Here is a 16,075-nt window from a genome sequence, read left to right as displayed (position 1 = left end):
TCTCTACCGAGATCGGGGTGTTTTTTTATGGGTGATAGAATTATATGGGTTTTCATATTGAAGAAATGGGGGTAATTTTTAAGCAATTAAATATTACCGATTAAACAGATTACGGAAACAACATATTTTATGGTATTTGCTTACGCGGATTATCAGCAATGAACCGATCAGTTGGATAAGGTCAAAACAGATCATCATGGTCATTATCATCTTATAAGTTGGGCGGGTTGTAATACAGAATTAAACTGAGCATATTTATAATTTTGCTAAGATGGAATAACGACTAAGCTTTTAAGCCTGATATATTCTGCGTTGTGTTTATGCTTATAATACAACCATAAGTATTCAAATCATCGCTAAAAAATGAATAGTACAATTTAAAAAATGGATAACCATGGATAGAGATACACCGATTCATATTTCTTTAACAGCTACAAATAGCCATCAGATCAAAATTCCAGCTGGGCAAGGAAGTTTCTCGATTGGCCGAATCGGTATGGACAGGAAAAAGTTTGATGTCCTTGTTGATGAAGATGCAGAAATTAATTGGAATAGTTTCAATAGCTTTTATACGCCCCATGGTCAACAAAATGCACATCTATATCCTTATGGGAATTGGCCAAGATTTTTTTATTATTGGGGTAATGATATTGGCTTCGTTGAATGGTCAAAGAAACGAACAATCGAAGATTTCTTTTGGCAACCCTCCCGGTCACTATGTATTGATTTAAATGGAGCTCAAATTCATAATTTTTCAGTAAAAAGCAATGAAGATCCAATAAAATTGATTTTAGATCAGAAGAATATCGAAAATACTCTTGGCGTACATACACTTCATTTATCTGGGAAAATCGAGCTATTTGAAATTATCATGGCACAAGAAATTCCTCATATTCGAATAGAACCCAATACTGAGAAAGATCAAACAGCATCTACTTACCATCTGCCAATTATTCCAGATTTTGAAAAAATTGTCTCACTTGATTTAATTGTTAAGCCTTTAGGTCAGGCTCTAGATTGTGAAAGCCTGTTACAGTTTCCTCATTTAAAAAATCTGAACTTAACAGGGAATATAACCAATACAGCCAGTTTAAAACAGCTTCACCAACTTGAACGTATTGGAATACGTTATGCAGCAGATTTGGAGGGATTTCCTGCTTTGGGTGCGTGGGAAAATTTAATCTCTTTTATCGGATGGAATATTGATGAAAAAACAGGGAAAAGGTTAAATGCTGAATTAAAACAATTGGCTAAAGTAAAACAATTAGAATATTCTTCAGTCTCCAAATTACGAAGTTTAATTTGGTTTACATCAGAATATGGTATCCCTTTTGAAAACTGGGAAACTAAGAATGCCAAGATCGCGACAAAAGCATATAAAGTTGCTTTAAAAGAAATCATTAAAGCGAAAACAGAGCCGGAAGTAAAACTTTATATTGATCAATTCATAGCACAGATCAATACATTACCCAACATAGAAACATCAGAAAGGGAAGATACTGGAATCGCTGTTCAGCAACTTGTTGAAGCGTCGAAATTTGATATAGATCAAGAAAAAATAAATGCTTGGTTTGATGAAATTCGAGATTTTTAGATACTTGATTCTAAAAAAACGGCAAGAGAACTTGCCGTTTTTTGATTGATATAGGGTAGTGGATTAGAAGTTGTATTCCATACCGAGACCAATAACAGTTTTCTTCTTCTCTGGAGTTGAAGATGCTGTCCAATCACGTTTTTGTTGACCGACAATACCGTAGAAACGTGTTTGCTTATTGATGTTATAATCTGCACCAACACCATAAAGGTCTTGTTTACGATCATCACGACCATCTAACTCAGTTGTCGCAGAAATATATTCAGCTTTTAATTTAACTGGAGTTGAAGGAATAGTGTAGGCAGCAGTTACACCATACGCATTTTCTTTTAAACCTTTGAATGATGTTACAGTTGTGCCAGAAGTCGTAGAAACTGTATCATCAGTTGGTTTAGCAGTTTGCCACAATGCACCTAAAACTAAACCATCAAGACCGGCAGGTTTCAAATCGATAGAACCTGTCACACGGATTGCATCAGAATATATTGTGTTACCACCTAATTCAGAGCTATATGCGTTATATTTTGATGCTACACCAAAGTTACCTGCAACAGCTGCTGCCAAACCATAGTCTTTGTTGTCATAAGTCAATGATGTTGAAATGCCATCACCAAAACCATCACGGCTACCTTTTTGACCTTTTGCAGAGTTGTTTAATGCAGACGACTCTTCACCTTGTTGGAACATAATGTTGAATGCTAGGCCAGCCAATAATTTTTTATCAGTTTCAAAACCAATCACGTTTTTAAGACGATCTTCACCAACTAAAATAGTAGTCATGTCAAGTTCATTGTGATCGTTAAAGATATCTTGGTTGTTTCCAGCAGCATTTTTGAAGTATGAATCAAACTGACCTACTTTTAACGTTGCGATACCATCTGATTTGATCCCCACGAAACGGTTACGGTTACTGAAAACATCGCCATCACCATCAGCACTGATTTGCCATTCTGCCAAATATACAGCAGATAATTTATCAGTTAATTTTTCTTCCCCTTTAACACCAATACGAGACGCATTAGAGTTTACTTTCGTTACGCTTTCGTCTTTAAAACCATTATTATCAATTTGATCTAAAGTTACGTTGAGCTTACCATACAATGTTGGCGCTGCTTGAGCTGCGCTGATGCTAAGGGTGGCGATTGCTGCAGCGAGTAGCACTTTTTTCATTGAGATTTCTCCAAAACATGTTCAATGCGAGTTTGCTGTTACTTTTTTTATTCAGTAAGTGTTGTTTTGAAACTACTTACTAACTTGCATGCAGTATCTGTAAACTTTGTTACATATAAGTGAAGAATAAATGACAATTTGATGACGTAAACTGAATATTGATGTAATTTTGACAAAAAAAATGAGGCAATAAATGCCTCATTTATATAGAATAATCTTTTACAAGAGTGCGGACTTAATTTTTTCAGCCAACGCTTTAATTTTTTCTTGATCGCCCATCTGTGCAGCATGACGACCTAATTCGTGTACGGAGCTTGGAATAAGATGAAAGTGTACATGTGGTACAGTTTGCCCAGCAGATGCACCAGAGAGCTGCATTAAGACAATACCTTTCGCATCTAGTGCTTTTTCAATTGCTTGAGCAATTTTCTGAACAATTTTAATTGTATAAGCCGCTGCTTCCGGTTCTAAATCCAATAATGTAATGGCTTTCGTTTTGGGAATCACTAAAGTGTGACCATCTGCTTGTGGCATAATATCCATAAATGCAAGCACATGATCATCTTCATAAACTTTTAGTGCTGGAAGTTCGCCACGTAAGATTCGAGCAAAAATATTCTGATCATCATAAGCCATATTCACTTCCTTAAATGTATGAATGTCATTATTTACAATTCAATTCTTTCTGACGTTCCTTAATAGAGTCAAGTTTTTGTTGCTCTTTTTCAGTAAATTTAGGCTTACTTGTATAACAATTGTCATTATTATATTTTGCTTTCGCTTCAGGATCTTTAAAGCAGAAACCTTTTGATGCATAGATCACGTTATAGTCATCCTGCAATTTTTTGCATTCTTGTGCATTATCCGCGAAAGCTTGCGTACCCACAAAAATGGATAAAGCTGAAAGTGTTGCAATAAAATATTTGTTCATGAGTTTGCCTCAAAATTGACATATTCGTGTGTCACTTGATTAGATTATAGGGGCTGGTTGTGATTATTCAATGACGAAAAATTAATCTAATGTAATTTTGCTCCACGATTCATACATTTTTACCGCGGTTGAGAAGTCGCTGTCTGGGAGGGCAATGCTGTTTGCTGCCTGGATTAGACTTTGTGTGAGTCCAAGAATAGGCGTAGAGAGTTTTGCCTCTCGCACTAAATCAATGGCAATTCCTGTATCTTTTGCCAATAAAGGTAGTCCAAAGGTCAGTGGAAAACTTCTGTTGAGAATACGTTGTGGGAGGATCGATTCAGTTACACCACTTTTGCCGCTTGAAGCATTAATACAATCTAATGCCTCATGCAAATTTACGCCATGCGCTTTGAGTGTCGTAAATCCTTCCGCAGCTGCACACAGATGAACGGCCATCATCATGTTATTGACTGCTTTTACCGCAAATCCAGCGCCAGAATCACCGACATGTTTAATCAGTTTACCCATCGCCTGCATTGCAGGTAAAGCAGCTTGAAATGCATTCGCTGATCCGCCTACCATGAACGTGAGTGTGGCATTTTCAGCACCAATCGTTTGTCCGCTTACAGGAGCATCCAAAAAATCAATATCTCGTTGTTTGAGTTGTATTGCCTGTAGACGTGCTGCATCAGGCACACCACTGGTGCAATCTACCCAAATCGCACCTGATTTGATTTTTAGTCCTTGAATTAAATCATCAACATCTTGACTGGTGGGTAAACACGAAAAAATTATATCAGCCTGAACTGCCTGTTCTAATGTTACCGCTTGGGTACCGAACTCAGTTGCATGTTGTTTGGCTTTTTCAAAATTTCGATTCCATACATAAACAGTATCAAAATGTTGAGGTAAATGCGCTGCCATACGATAGCCCATAGCACCTAAACCTATAAACGCAACTGTAGTATTCATAACTGTCTCTTAACTTTTAGTCGATCGTTGTTCTAACCATTTGGATAATGTCGGCCAAAATTCTTCTGCACTTTTTTGGCTAGACATCAGTCCTAAATGTCCTCCAGGAATTAGAGTAAACGTGACATCGCTACTATTTGTCAATGCGATTAAAGGCTTAACCGCATCGGCAGTGACCATTTGATCACTTTTTCCGGCACCTACCATTAAAGAACAATTAATATTTTTAAGTTCTATTGTGTGCCGACTGAGCTGTATGGCGCCATGTTTGAGTGGATTTTGAAGCCATACATTAAACAGCATGTCTTGATTGACACCTCCGGGATAATCCACCATATGATTGAGAAAATTTCCAAGAGTGGCATGTTCATGTAAAAGCGCTCGATCATCTAAATTGAGTAATAATTGTTTGTGACCTTCATACCAGCCTTTGGGATCAAGAACTTTAAATCCTATAGCATTGAGCAAACCTGGAGTATGAATCAGTTTTCTGGGTAAGCCACCTTTATAAAGTGTATCTTTAATTTTTTGGTTTTTGATGATCAGGTTATTGATGCGTTGATACAGTTTTCCGATTCCACCAGATGCATAACTGTCAATAGGGCTGGCAAGTACAATGAGATTTTTCACATAATTAGGTCGGTGTAAAGCACTGTACAGTAAGACAAAAATTCCAGCCATACTCCAGCCATGCAGTGATATTTGATCACTCTGTGAATGCTCTCGAATCTTATCGATACACAAAGGCATAGATTCATCGATAAAGTAAAGAAAGTTTAAATCACGATCTTGATAGCTTAATTTTCCCCAATCCAATAAATAAACATCAAAGCCTTGTTCTGTAAAATATTTAATTAATGAGCGATAAGGATAAAGGTCATAAATTGCCATATTAATTGACAATGGTGCGGTAAAAACCAAAGGTTCTTTAAACTTTTTTTCTGGCGCAGCATAGTAACGTACTTTGGTTTGATGATGCTCTGCAATGACTTCATAAGGTGTACGTTGAGATAAAACCAGTGACTTGCCATTGAATATCCGTGTCGTTAAATTTTTTAACTTGGCTTTCCTTACTTGGAACTTGGCTGATACTTGGGTCATAAGCGATGTTTGTCTCATTTTTACACAGATTTATGCGAAGTGTATGTGATAATTTGCGATTTTACCTTGACCTTAAATACATAGGACGCTCAAAATGTTGGCAATATTTTACAAAGGCAGTTTTAGGACTGAGCAGTTGAAATGAGCCAGCACGACGACATTGAATACCAACTTGACACCTTAGCAATTCGTACCGGTCATACACGCAGTTTTGAAGGAGAACACGGAGAACCAATTTTTCTGACTTCATCATTCGTTTATGAAAATGCAGCTGAAGCGGCAGCAAAATTCTCAGGTGCTGAGCCAGGAAATATTTATTCACGGTTTACCAATCCGACGGTTACGATGTTTGAAAAACGTTTAGCCGCACTCGAAGGGGGTGAACGTGCTGTGGCAACAAGTTCAGGTATGGCAGCAATTATGGCTGTCGCGATGTCTTTCTTAAAAGCTGGCGATCATGTGATCTGTTCACGTGCTGTTTTTGGTTCAACAGTTGCGTTATTTGAAAAGTATGTTGCCAAATTTAATGTTGCCGTGACTTTTGTTGACTTAACAGATCTAAGTGCATGGCAAGCAGCTGTTCGTCCTGAAACCAAATTACTTTTTGTTGAATCACCATCCAATCCATTGGCAGAAGTGGCTGATATTCAAGCCTTATCTGATTTAGCACATGCAAATGATGCTTTGTTGGCAATTGACAACAGTTTCTGCACACCAATCTTGCAACGCCCATTACAGTTTGGTGCGGACCTCGTGATTTATTCAGCAACTAAATATTTAGACGGGCAAGGTCGAGCATTGGGTGGCGCTGTCGTAGGTAATCACAAACTTCTTGAAGACGTTTTTGGTTATGTGAGAACTACAGGACCATCTATGAGTCCTTTCAATGCTTGGGTATTTTTAAAAGGTTTGGAAACACTGAGATTGCGTATGAAAGCGCACTCTGAAAGTGCGCAGATCATCGCTGAATGGTTGGTTAAACATCCGAAAGTTGAGAAAGTTTACTTTGCTGGATTACCAGAGCATGTTGGTCATGAATTGGCGGCGAAACAGCAAACAGGCTTTGGTGGGATTGTCTCATTTGAGGTGAAAGGTGAGCGAGAAGGGGCATGGAAAGTCATCGATCATACACAATTCATTTCAATTACAGGCAACTTAGGCGACGCCAAGTCAACCATAACTCATCCTGCCACAACGACACATGGTAAACTTTCGCCTGAAGCAAAAGCTGCAGCGGGTATCCGTGAAGGTTTAATCCGTTTGTCTGTTGGTTTAGAAGACGTCAATGATATTATTCGTGACCTTTCTCACGGATTAGATTTAATTTAAGATAAGCTAATTTGTAAATATAGCCTTAGATTCATTTTGTGAACTTTTAACCAAGCATTCACGACAGAAGATTAGGTAAAAATTAATTTGTAGACTTTGTTCGGAGTACCTTATGAACATTAATATGTTGATGCAACAAGCGCAACGCATGCAAAAAGACATGGAAAGTAATGTCAAGAAAGCTAAAGAAAAACTGGCTCAAACTGAAGTTCAAGCAGAAGCTGGTGGTGGTTTAGTCAAAGTAACCATGACCTGCCGCAATGTGGTTAAACGTATCGAAATCAGCCCAGATTTATTACAGGACGATCCGGAAATGATTGAGGATCTGATTGCTGCTGCAATGAATGATGCTGCACGTCAAGCTGAGACCATTTCAGAAGCAACCATGAAAGAAGCCAATTCAGGAATGGGTCTACCTCCGGGCCTTTCAGGTTTGTTCTAAGGAATCTTAGGTGTTTAGCGACCGTTTTGATCAGCTTGTACAAGCGTTACGGATATTGCCCAGTGTTGGACCAAAATCGGCTCAACGCATGGCATTGCATCTGATTATGAAAAACAAAGAAGGTGCGATTGGTTTAGCACATGCGTTAAATGAAGCAACTTCTTTTATTCATGAATGTAGTATTTGCCACTCTCTGACAGAAAATGAAGTTTGTGATATTTGTTGTTCAAACGATCGGGATGATCAACTGCTTTGTGTAGTTGAATCTCCTGCTGATGTTATGGCAATAGAGCAAAGCGGAAGTTTCCGTGGAAAATATCATGTACTGGGTGGTCATTTGTCACCGTTAGATGGAATAGGCCCAGAAGAAATTGGTATACCTTACTTAGTGCAACGTTTAAGTGATGGCAAAATTACTGAAGTGATTTTGGCAACCAATGCAACTGTAGAAGGTCAAGCAACAGCACATTATCTTGTTGAAGCAACCAAACATCTTTCTTTACAGATGACAAGAATTGCTCAAGGAGTTCCACAAGGTGGTGAACTGGAATATGTGGATAGCCATACACTGAGTCAAGCAGTACACAATCGAATGAAGATGAAATAATACTTTTTTGTCTTCATCAAATAACGGTTTTGTTTATTTTCGCTCACTTTATGCAGAATGTGCGGTGTTTAAAAGATAAACAAACTCGATTTTATTTAAAATTATTTACATAACTTTGAGAAAAATTAGGTAAACTCCCTTAGATAGAACGGTCAGTCTATGATTCATTATTTTTTCTAAAGGATCAATTCATTAAGTTCTAAAACCTATATATGAAATGGATATTTTGAAAATAATTTTATTGAAAAATAAGACATTTATCTCAAATTAGTTTAAAAATATTATATTTAAATTTTATATATTAAGGTAAAATCATATTTCATTTGAATGTAACATTTTGACTTAAGCTGACATGTTCCAATTTATTAATCAACAGACCGAACTTGAATCTGTGTTGAATTTAATGCAACACACATCAATCTATGGTCTAGACACTGAATTTATTAAGGTTGATACATTTTGGCCTAAACTCGGTGTATTTCAAATCAATGTCAATGGTCAAGTGTTTTTACTCGATGGCACCACGCTAGATTTAGATCAGTTTTGGCATCGTCTATTTCATGCACAGCAAAATATTTTTCATGCCTGTGGTGAGGATATTGATTTAATCTATCATTATGCGGATAAAAAAAATCTTGAAAATGTGTTTGATACCCAAGTAGCGTTGTCATTTCTAGGACATGGCTTACAGGTCAGTTATCAAAATGCTCTGAAGCTGATTTTAGATATTGATATTGACAAAGATCAGACACGTTCAGATTGGTTGGCTCGCCCTTTAACAAGTGAGCAGATGAATTATGCTGCAAATGATGTTCTATACATTATGAGTCTGGCTGAAAAAGTTAAAGCTCAGTTAAAACAGAAGAACTTATATCAACAAGTATTGGAAGATTGTCAAAATCTGACCTTAGAAATTGCTTCAGAAACGCCAAAAGAAAAGTTATACAGTGATATTGGCAACTATCGCCACTCGCGAAAACAATTGATGCAATTACAACAGTTGTGTGTATGGCGTGAAGAAATGGTCAAGGCACTCAATCAACCCCGTAGTTTTATTCTTAAAAATGCAACAATGATTGATTTGGTTGAAGTCAATCCTAAGAATAATTTTCAATTATCCAATGTAAAGGGTATTCGGCCGAATATCGTTCGTGAACATGGTAAAACTATTTTAGACCTATTGAAATTTTTACCTGAGATGGATGAATGGCCATTACGAATTGCACGACCAATCAAACACTCCTCACAAGGTATCACGGTTGAAGTTGATGAGTTAATTTCACAAATCTCATTGGATATGCAAGTCCCTAAAGAAGTACTCATGCGTAAAAAATGGTTGAATGCTTTATATCATCATGTAGTGTTTCAAGGCAAAGAACAAGATTTACCGCGCTATTTACTAGGTTGGCGCTACGAGCATTTGACGCAACCGCTGATTCAGTTACTACATGCCGATATTCATTATTTAAGTATGCAAATGAAAGTGAATGAATGACTTGAAGTGTTGTTTGAAGATCAGTTTGCATGGTTTTTCAACAACATCTGTTAAAGTGGTATCACGGTATGCGATGCTTTATTTTTGCTCAAAGATTTCAAAAATGGTCATAAATAACGACTGATACGTTAAATTTCGATAATGTATCTCTCGTTTTTTTCATGTATGCTGTCACATAAGTTTTATAGAAGCTGTTGTTTAAAATGCATTGTGATATTTATAAATCGAGCAAAAAAGATGAAATGTATCTTTATGTGGCTCGTCCTAATCATCCAGACCATGACCAAAGCGCAGATCCTCTAGATGTGTTATCTGAACCTGTACGTATTGCTTTTGGTCGTGCAACGCATGTCATGCACCTTGAACTTAACGAATCAAGAAAATTAGCTCGAGTCAATGTTCTGCATGTGATTGATTCGTTGACTACAAAAGGTTTCTTTATTCAAATGCCGCCAGAAGGTTTAATTAATCCTAATGCGGTTGAACCAGAGGGATTACGCGGTGCTTGATCAGTTATCAGGAATATGGACAAGTTTTTTAGATCTATTGGATTCGATCCCAGAAGATAATATTGCGATTTCTGTCTATATTCTTGGGACGCTCTTGATTTTATGGTGTTGGTATTCAATTTCAAAACGACTGCCATCACCGCTTGGTGGAATTACATGGATTATCGTATTTGCAGTTCTTGCAACCCCCACCATTTCTGAAGGACCAAATTCAGCAATTGCGCCTGCAATATTTGGATTGCTATTTGGTATTTTAACAAAAGATTCTGCTTTGATTTGGTCTAACATTGCCTTAATTTCATTTGTGATGGGGCTGGGATTGATCATTGGATTTTTTTGGTCGAAATACAAAACCAATAAAAATACGCAAGCCAATGCTGTAGCTAAAAATATTTCACCACTTTAAATAAAAAATAAAGGTAATGTATGTCTGTTGATGCTCAACAATTCACAGGTACTGAACAGTATATCGCAACTGATAGTTTAAAATTAGCTGTAAAGGCTGCTCGTAGACTTCAAAAAACCTTGCTGGTTAAAGGTGAACCTGGAACAGGTAAGACTTTACTGGCAGAACAGGTTGCTGAAAGCTTAGGGCTTAAGCTGATTACATGGCACATTAAATCGACAACAAAAGCTCAACAAGGTTTGTATGAGTATGATGCTGTATCACGTTTGCGTGACAGTCAGTTGGGTGATGATCGTGTCTATGACATCAAAAACTATATTAAGCCCGGAAAGTTGTGGGATGCATTTACCAGTGAATCACGTTGTGTATTGTTGATTGATGAAATTGACAAGGCAGACATCGAATTTCCAAATGACTTGTTGCATGAACTGGACAAAATGTCCTTTTTTGTTTATGAAACGGGCGAGACAGTTACAGCTACTCAGCGTCCTATCGTGATTATCACTTCAAATAATGAAAAAGAGCTGCCGGATGCGTTTTTGCGCCGTTGTTTCTTTCATTATATTGAGTTTCCGGATGAAGCCACCATGCGTGAAATTATTGCGGTACATTTCCCCAATATTTCTGGAACTTTGGTTTCAGAAGCGCTGCAAGTGTTTTTTAAATTGCGTCAGGTCCCAGGCTTAAAAAAACCACCATCAACCTCAGAATTGATTGATTGGTTGAGCTTACTTATGGCAGATGATATGCCGGAAGATGTGTTGCGTAATCATGATAAAGCTAAGGCAATTCCACCATTATATGGCGCATTGATCAAGAATGAGCAGGATGTCCAATTGCTTGAACGCCTAGCCTTTATGTCGCGACGTTAATGAGGAGATCGCCATATGTTTGTGCGATTATTTTATACCCTCAGAAAATATGGTGTACCCGTATCTACTCGTGAATTGATTGATCTCAACCAAGCAGTGAGTGAGGGCTTGGTATTTGCGGATCAAGATGATTTCTATCAATTGGTGAAAACTGTCATGGTCAAAGATGAACGCTTCTTTGATAAATATGACCGTGCCATGAAGGATTATTTTGAAGGTATTCATACCTTTGATATTGATGATTTACTCAATAAAGTTCAAAAGCTACCCAAGGACTGGTTTGATTTAGAACTACTTGAAAAACATCTTACTCCTGAGCAACGTGCTGAATTGATGAAAGCTGGTTCGCTTGAAGAATTGATGAAAATGTTGGAAGAACGTTTACGTGAACAACATAAAAAGCATCAAGGTGGGAATCGCATGGTTGGCACGGGAGGTACTTCTCCATTTGGTGCTTATGGCGACCATCCGGAAGGGGTACGAATTGGTGGGCCAAGCCGCAAAAATTCAGCAGTAAAAGTATGGGAACAGCGTAAATATCAAAATTTGGATGATGAGCAAATTTTAGGTACACGGCAAATGCAAATGGCTTTGCGTCGATTGCGTAAGTTTGCACGTCAAGGCGCTGCTGAAGAATTAGATATCAATAGTACCATCTATGAAACTGCGAAGCAGGGTATTTTAGATGTACAAATGGTGCCTGAGCGGCGTAATCGGATTAAAGTTCTGATGCTCTTTGATGTGGGGGGGTCAATGGACGCCCATATTGCCCAATGTGAAAAACTCTTCAGTGCTGCAAAAACAGAATTTAAAACTTTAGAATATTTTTATTTTCATAACTGTTTATATGATTATGTTTGGAAAGATAATCATCGCCGTTCTTCTACACGAATGAATACCTGGGATTTGTTTAATACTTATGGTAAAGACTATCGTGTTATTGTCGTCGGTGATGCCAGTATGGCACCCTATGAATTAAAATCAGTGGGTGGTTCTGTTGAGTATATGAATGATGAGGCTGGTGATGTATGGTTGCGCCGCTTACGTCAACATTTTGAAAAAACAGCATGGCTCAATCCAGAGGAACAAAATTACTGGCATTATACGCAAACCATTGCGTTGATTAAGCAGATATTTGAGGACCATATGTTTCCAATGACTTTAAAAGGCATTGAAGATATGACCAAATATTTGTCACGCTAAACGTTGAGTTGAAAATATTGAAGAATTGTCAATAAATTATATTAATTCAATGGCTTATATTTTAATGAGGGGTAGATATGGATCATCAAATTAATGGTATTGCACTACCGAATGAACACGGGTTCTTTGGAGAGTATGGTGGTCAATTTATCCCACCACACTTAAAAGCAGCAATGGACGAAATTAATGTTGCCTATGAAGAAATTCGTCAAACTGCTGAATTTCAGAACGAATTGGCAGATTTATTTGCCAATTATGTTGGTCGACCAAGCCCTTTATTTTATGCAAAACGTCTTTCTGAGCAATTGGGTGGCGCACAAATTTATTTAAAGCGTGAAGATTTGAATCACACTGGTGCACATAAAATTAACCATTGTTTAGGTGAGGCTTTGCTTGCCAAGTATATGGGTAAAACCAAAGTAATTGCAGAAACCGGTGCGGGTCAGCATGGTGTGGCTTTAGCGACCGCTTGTGCATTGGTGGGAATTCCATGTGAAATTCATATGGGACAAGTCGATATTGAAAAAGAGCACCCAAATGTCGTTAAAATGAAAATTTTAGGCGCTAAATTGGTTTCAGTAACGCAAGGCACTGCAACATTGAAGGATGCGGTAGACAGTGCATTTGATGAGTATTTAAAAGATCCTAAAAATTTTATTTATGCAATCGGTTCTGTTGTTGGTCCACACCCATTTCCAAAAATGGTACGTGACTTTCAGTCAATAATCGGTAATGAGATTAAAGTTCAGGCACAAGATCGTTTTGGTGCCCACCCTGATTATGTGGTTGCCTGTGTTGGTGGAGGTTCAAATGCAATTGGAGCATTTACAGCATTTTTAAATGATGCAGATGTTCAGTTGGTTGGGGTAGAGCCGGCTGGACATGGTTTGGATACTCAACAGCATTCAGCAACATTGACATTAGGTAAACCGAGTCAAATTCATGGTATGGCTTGTTATGTACTTGAAGATGAGCTGGGTGAGCCATTGCCTGTCCATTCGATTGCTTCGGGTTTGGATTATCCCGGTGTTGGACCACAACATAGCTTTTTGAAAGATTTGGGACGTGTGGAATATTCAACGGCCACTGATCAAGAATGTTTAGATGCTTTTATGATGTTGTCTCGTGTAGAAGGCATTGTGCCTGCTTTGGAAAGTTCACATGCTGTGGCTTGGGCAATTCGTGAAGCACCGAAATTACCCAAGGACGTTAAAATTGTAGTCAATCTTTCTGGGCGTGGTGATAAAGATGCAGACTACGTTGCTGGAAAGCTAAATCTTAATTGATTTAAAACTAAACAATCTAAAACCTGGCTTTGGCTGGGTTTTTTATTTATCTGTTATCATAATGAAATTATTTGGATTAATTTGAGAAAAGGAGATTTAAGCAATAAAGTCAGTTTAAATTGTTTGATATTTAAATGATATCAAATGCTCTATTTTTAATAAAAAACATTGAAGCATTGCCGCTTAATTTTATAACATTGTTGAGTCATTACATTGGAAATCAGAAACCGTAAATATATAAATTATAATTTATGGCAGCAAGAGCATATTGCTCAAGTCATGCCTATTTCAAATTTAACAGAAAAAATATCCTTAAAAAATTGTTTAGGCAGAAAGCTTGCAGTAGATATTTTTGCGAATTCAGCGTATCCGGCTGTAGCATTATCAGCAATTTCTGGGAAATTTTTGAATATTCAAGATGATATTACTACTGTAGAACAGTATAAAGAAATCGAAACCATACATTTCCTTCAAGATTTAATGAACGGTGAAAATCCATTTATAATTAAAGAGGCAAAACCATACCTGTCCGGTATAGCGCCATATATGAAAATAGGTGGTATAGCAAATACGGTGATATCTTTAGAGCAACATTTACCCTGGTTTAGAGCGGCTTATCTTAGTCCTGAAAAGGGAGATGTGCTGGCTGACATAAAAAAAGGAACCGGCATTGTCAATATTGGGGCTGACTATCTAGAGAAAGATTTGATTTTAAAAAAAGATGATATTATTACAAATGCCAAAAAAGCCTTATTAAGACAGGCGGATGTAAGTGAAATAGAAGTTTATAAAAAGTTAAGATTTGCAGTGCTTTGCGTAGATTATGATCTCGAAAATTTGAATAAAAATTTTGAAATGGAATATATTCAGGATTGCATGCAGAGCTGGGGTTTTGATTTTGAAGTGATTAAAATAAAACCATTCAAGAATGTCCCACCAAATACAGAAACTACTGATGACAGCATCGCGACTAGTTTTGAAACTTATTTAAACAATATTCATCAGCTTACCCAAAACTATGATTATATTGTTGCATGCGGTTTAGCAGATGATCTTTTTTTCAAACAATTGGGTTTGTTTAGATCTCTAAATGAATTAAGAAGGCTATATTCTCAAGGTGAGTATAATCAAAAAATCCAAACGACTGGCAATCATTTTAGATTATTTTCAGGCGCTTTACGAAGCGATGTGTGCCGAGAAGATGTGAGGTTCTGTAATGAACAAGGGCGTTTGATTGTCCAAAGAACGATGACTTATGAAGATAAAGCCTTGATGGGTTATATCTCAGGTTACATCCTTGACATTATTGTAAATATGCATTTATTGGTAAAGCCCACTATATTACAGCGGATGTATCGAGAACCTGTTCTCCCTGAATGGAAAATAGGAGTTTTAAGCCATGATTATAGTCCTGTTATTGACCAAGAGTACAAATACACATTTTTATGGGCTTGTGTATCACCTACGACTTATGATGAAAGATATAGAATTGTGACCAAAGAAGTTCCAGAAATTAAAATAATCAATGTCGAAAATGAACGTCCTGATATGTTGAATTTCTTTAAAGAATGTAATTGTTTTATTCCAATACCAAATGAAGAGCACGAATTAAGAGCAGGTGATTATTTTTATTATCTGGAAATTTAGAAAATGATTGAAATATTCACCCTGAGGCAAAATTGTTAATCATATAGCCCTCTATGAGTAGAAGGGCTATATCTTTTTGCTTATCCGGAAATATATTGTTGTAACTGTTCAATCAATTTTCTTTGATCTTCCATTGTGGCTTTAACAAGATCTCCAATAGATACAAAACCAACTAATTTTTCTGCTTCAATAACTGGTAAGTGACGTAAATGACCATCAGTCATTAAACCTAAACATTGCTCGACTGTATGACTGCGTGTGACTGAAATAACTTTGGAAGTCATGATTTCAGCAACAGTTGTATGATCTGAGGTACGCTGCATCAGTGCAATTTTACGGGTGTAGTCGCGCTCAGAAAGAATGCCGACAACTTTTGTATCTTCTGTGACCACAACAGCCCCAATACCTTTATTTGCCATAAGCGTAATGGCTTCTAATACGGTGGCAGAGGGTGAAATCGTGTAAATTTCATGACCAATTTTATCTTGAATGACCTGTGCTACTGTCGTCATAATTATTCTTCCTTTTC

General features: G+C 37.2%; 17 protein-coding genes. 11 read left to right on the top strand and 6 right to left on the bottom strand.

The features are described 5' to 3' along the window. The first annotated feature begins 394 nt into the window (after positions 1 to 394). The gene (locus OSH00_RS07105; protein WP_266129838.1) at positions 395 to 1,594 is read left to right on the top strand and encodes a hypothetical protein; all 1,200 of its coding nucleotides are present in this window, start codon (positions 395 to 397) and stop codon (positions 1,592 to 1,594) included. A 63-nt stretch (positions 1,595 to 1,657) separates the two neighbouring features. Here the strand turns inward: OSH00_RS07105 and OSH00_RS07100 are convergent, their stop codons facing one another. From OSH00_RS07100 to OSH00_RS07080, 5 genes are all read right to left on the bottom strand, one after another. Beyond that, positions 1,658 to 2,764: a porin gene (locus OSH00_RS07100; protein WP_266129837.1), complete on the bottom strand. Its 1,107-nt coding sequence runs from the start codon at positions 2,762 to 2,764 to the stop codon at positions 1,658 to 1,660. Between the two features lie 219 nt (positions 2,765 to 2,983). Further along, a complete protein-coding gene (locus tag OSH00_RS07095; RefSeq protein WP_266129836.1) occupies positions 2,984 to 3,400 on the bottom strand; it encodes an HIT family protein in 417 nt (138 codons plus the stop codon). A gap of 28 nt (positions 3,401 to 3,428) precedes the next feature. Further along, the gene (locus OSH00_RS07090; protein WP_004830378.1) at positions 3,429 to 3,695 is read right to left on the bottom strand and encodes a YARHG domain-containing protein; all 267 of its coding nucleotides are present in this window, start codon (positions 3,693 to 3,695) and stop codon (positions 3,429 to 3,431) included. Between the two features lie 81 nt (positions 3,696 to 3,776). Beyond that, entirely contained in the window at positions 3,777 to 4,649 is an 873-nt protein-coding gene (locus OSH00_RS07085) for an NAD(P)-dependent oxidoreductase (RefSeq protein ID WP_266129835.1), read from the bottom strand. 9 nt (positions 4,650 to 4,658) lie between these two features. After that, a complete protein-coding gene (locus OSH00_RS07080) occupies positions 4,659 to 5,750 on the bottom strand; it encodes an alpha/beta fold hydrolase (protein WP_266129834.1) in 1,092 nt (363 codons plus the stop codon). Positions 5,751 to 5,891: 141 nt separating this feature from the next. Between OSH00_RS07080 and OSH00_RS07075 the strand changes: the two genes are divergently transcribed. The 10 genes from OSH00_RS07075 (at position 5,892) to OSH00_RS07030 (ending at position 15,546) form a co-directional block, all read left to right on the top strand. Continuing rightward, positions 5,892 to 7,079: an O-succinylhomoserine sulfhydrylase gene (locus OSH00_RS07075; RefSeq protein WP_266129833.1), complete on the top strand. Its 1,188-nt coding sequence runs from the start codon at positions 5,892 to 5,894 to the stop codon at positions 7,077 to 7,079. 112 nt (positions 7,080 to 7,191) lie between these two features. Beyond that, positions 7,192 to 7,521 carry a YbaB/EbfC family nucleoid-associated protein gene (locus OSH00_RS07070; protein ID WP_266129832.1) on the top strand — a complete coding sequence of 110 codons (330 nt, stop codon included), beginning with the start codon at positions 7,192 to 7,194 and terminating at the stop codon, positions 7,519 to 7,521. A gap of 10 nt (positions 7,522 to 7,531) precedes the next feature. Next, complete coding sequence (gene recR / locus OSH00_RS07065; RefSeq protein ID WP_266129831.1) at positions 7,532 to 8,128, top strand: recombination mediator RecR; 597 nt, start codon at positions 7,532 to 7,534, stop codon at positions 8,126 to 8,128. Positions 8,129 to 8,480: 352 nt separating this feature from the next. Continuing rightward, complete coding sequence (locus tag OSH00_RS07060; protein WP_266129830.1) at positions 8,481 to 9,623, top strand: ribonuclease D; 1,143 nt, start codon at positions 8,481 to 8,483, stop codon at positions 9,621 to 9,623. A 203-nt stretch (positions 9,624 to 9,826) separates the two neighbouring features. After that, entirely contained in the window at positions 9,827 to 10,132 is a 306-nt protein-coding gene (locus OSH00_RS07055) for a YcgL domain-containing protein (RefSeq protein ID WP_196074959.1), read from the top strand. Continuing rightward, positions 10,098 to 10,538, top strand: a complete 441-nt coding sequence (locus tag OSH00_RS07050) for a hypothetical protein (protein WP_277613792.1) — start codon at positions 10,098 to 10,100, stop codon at positions 10,536 to 10,538. Before OSH00_RS07055 ends, OSH00_RS07050 begins: the two co-directional genes overlap by 35 nt. Before the next feature lie 20 nt (positions 10,539 to 10,558). Continuing rightward, positions 10,559 to 11,410, top strand: a complete 852-nt coding sequence (locus OSH00_RS07045; protein ID WP_266129828.1) for an AAA family ATPase — start codon at positions 10,559 to 10,561, stop codon at positions 11,408 to 11,410. Between the two features lie 15 nt (positions 11,411 to 11,425). Then, positions 11,426 to 12,613 (top strand): vWA domain-containing protein, encoded by a 1,188-nt coding sequence (locus tag OSH00_RS07040; RefSeq protein ID WP_266129827.1) that lies wholly within the window; start codon positions 11,426 to 11,428, stop codon positions 12,611 to 12,613. A gap of 77 nt (positions 12,614 to 12,690) precedes the next feature. Continuing rightward, positions 12,691 to 13,899, top strand: a complete 1,209-nt coding sequence (trpB, locus tag OSH00_RS07035) for a tryptophan synthase subunit beta (protein ID WP_266129826.1) — start codon at positions 12,691 to 12,693, stop codon at positions 13,897 to 13,899. A 213-nt stretch (positions 13,900 to 14,112) separates the two neighbouring features. After that, positions 14,113 to 15,546 carry a molybdopterin-binding domain-containing protein gene (locus OSH00_RS07030; protein WP_266129825.1) on the top strand — a complete coding sequence of 478 codons (1,434 nt, stop codon included), beginning with the start codon at positions 14,113 to 14,115 and terminating at the stop codon, positions 15,544 to 15,546. Positions 15,547 to 15,626: 80 nt separating this feature from the next. Here the strand turns inward: OSH00_RS07030 and OSH00_RS07025 are convergent, their stop codons facing one another. Beyond that, positions 15,627 to 16,058 (bottom strand): CBS domain-containing protein, encoded by a 432-nt coding sequence (locus tag OSH00_RS07025; protein WP_004830393.1) that lies wholly within the window; start codon positions 16,056 to 16,058, stop codon positions 15,627 to 15,629. Positions 16,059 to 16,075 lie beyond the last annotated feature (17 nt).

This window comes from Acinetobacter nematophilus, from assembly GCF_026344175.1.
GTDB lineage: Bacteria > Pseudomonadota > Gammaproteobacteria > Pseudomonadales > Moraxellaceae > Acinetobacter > Acinetobacter nematophilus.
This window is presented reverse-complemented; position numbering and strand designations above follow the sequence as displayed.

Coding starts and splice junctions, on each gene's coding strand:
- OSH00_RS07105 (WP_266129838.1), top strand. CDS start 395: ATGGATAGAGATACACCGATTCATATTTCTTTAACAGCTACAAATAGC.
- OSH00_RS07100 (WP_266129837.1), bottom strand. CDS start 2,764: ATGAAAAAAGTGCTACTCGCTGCAGCAATCGCCACCCTTAGCATCAGC.
- OSH00_RS07095 (WP_266129836.1), bottom strand. CDS start 3,400: ATGGCTTATGATGATCAGAATATTTTTGCTCGAATCTTACGTGGCGAA.
- OSH00_RS07090 (WP_004830378.1), bottom strand. CDS start 3,695: ATGAACAAATATTTTATTGCAACACTTTCAGCTTTATCCATTTTTGTG.
- OSH00_RS07085 (WP_266129835.1), bottom strand. CDS start 4,649: ATGAATACTACAGTTGCGTTTATAGGTTTAGGTGCTATGGGCTATCGT.
- OSH00_RS07080 (WP_266129834.1), bottom strand. CDS start 5,750: ATGACCCAAGTATCAGCCAAGTTCCAAGTAAGGAAAGCCAAGTTAAAA.
- OSH00_RS07075 (WP_266129833.1), top strand. CDS start 5,892: ATGAGCCAGCACGACGACATTGAATACCAACTTGACACCTTAGCAATT.
- OSH00_RS07070 (WP_266129832.1), top strand. CDS start 7,192: ATGAACATTAATATGTTGATGCAACAAGCGCAACGCATGCAAAAAGAC.
- OSH00_RS07060 (WP_266129830.1), top strand. CDS start 8,481: ATGTTCCAATTTATTAATCAACAGACCGAACTTGAATCTGTGTTGAAT.
- OSH00_RS07055 (WP_196074959.1), top strand. CDS start 9,827: ATGCATTGTGATATTTATAAATCGAGCAAAAAAGATGAAATGTATCTT.
- OSH00_RS07050 (WP_277613792.1), top strand. CDS start 10,098: ATGCGGTTGAACCAGAGGGATTACGCGGTGCTTGATCAGTTATCAGGA.
- OSH00_RS07045 (WP_266129828.1), top strand. CDS start 10,559: ATGTCTGTTGATGCTCAACAATTCACAGGTACTGAACAGTATATCGCA.
- OSH00_RS07040 (WP_266129827.1), top strand. CDS start 11,426: ATGTTTGTGCGATTATTTTATACCCTCAGAAAATATGGTGTACCCGTA.
- trpB (WP_266129826.1), top strand. CDS start 12,691: ATGGATCATCAAATTAATGGTATTGCACTACCGAATGAACACGGGTTC.
- OSH00_RS07025 (WP_004830393.1), bottom strand. CDS start 16,058: ATGACGACAGTAGCACAGGTCATTCAAGATAAAATTGGTCATGAAATT.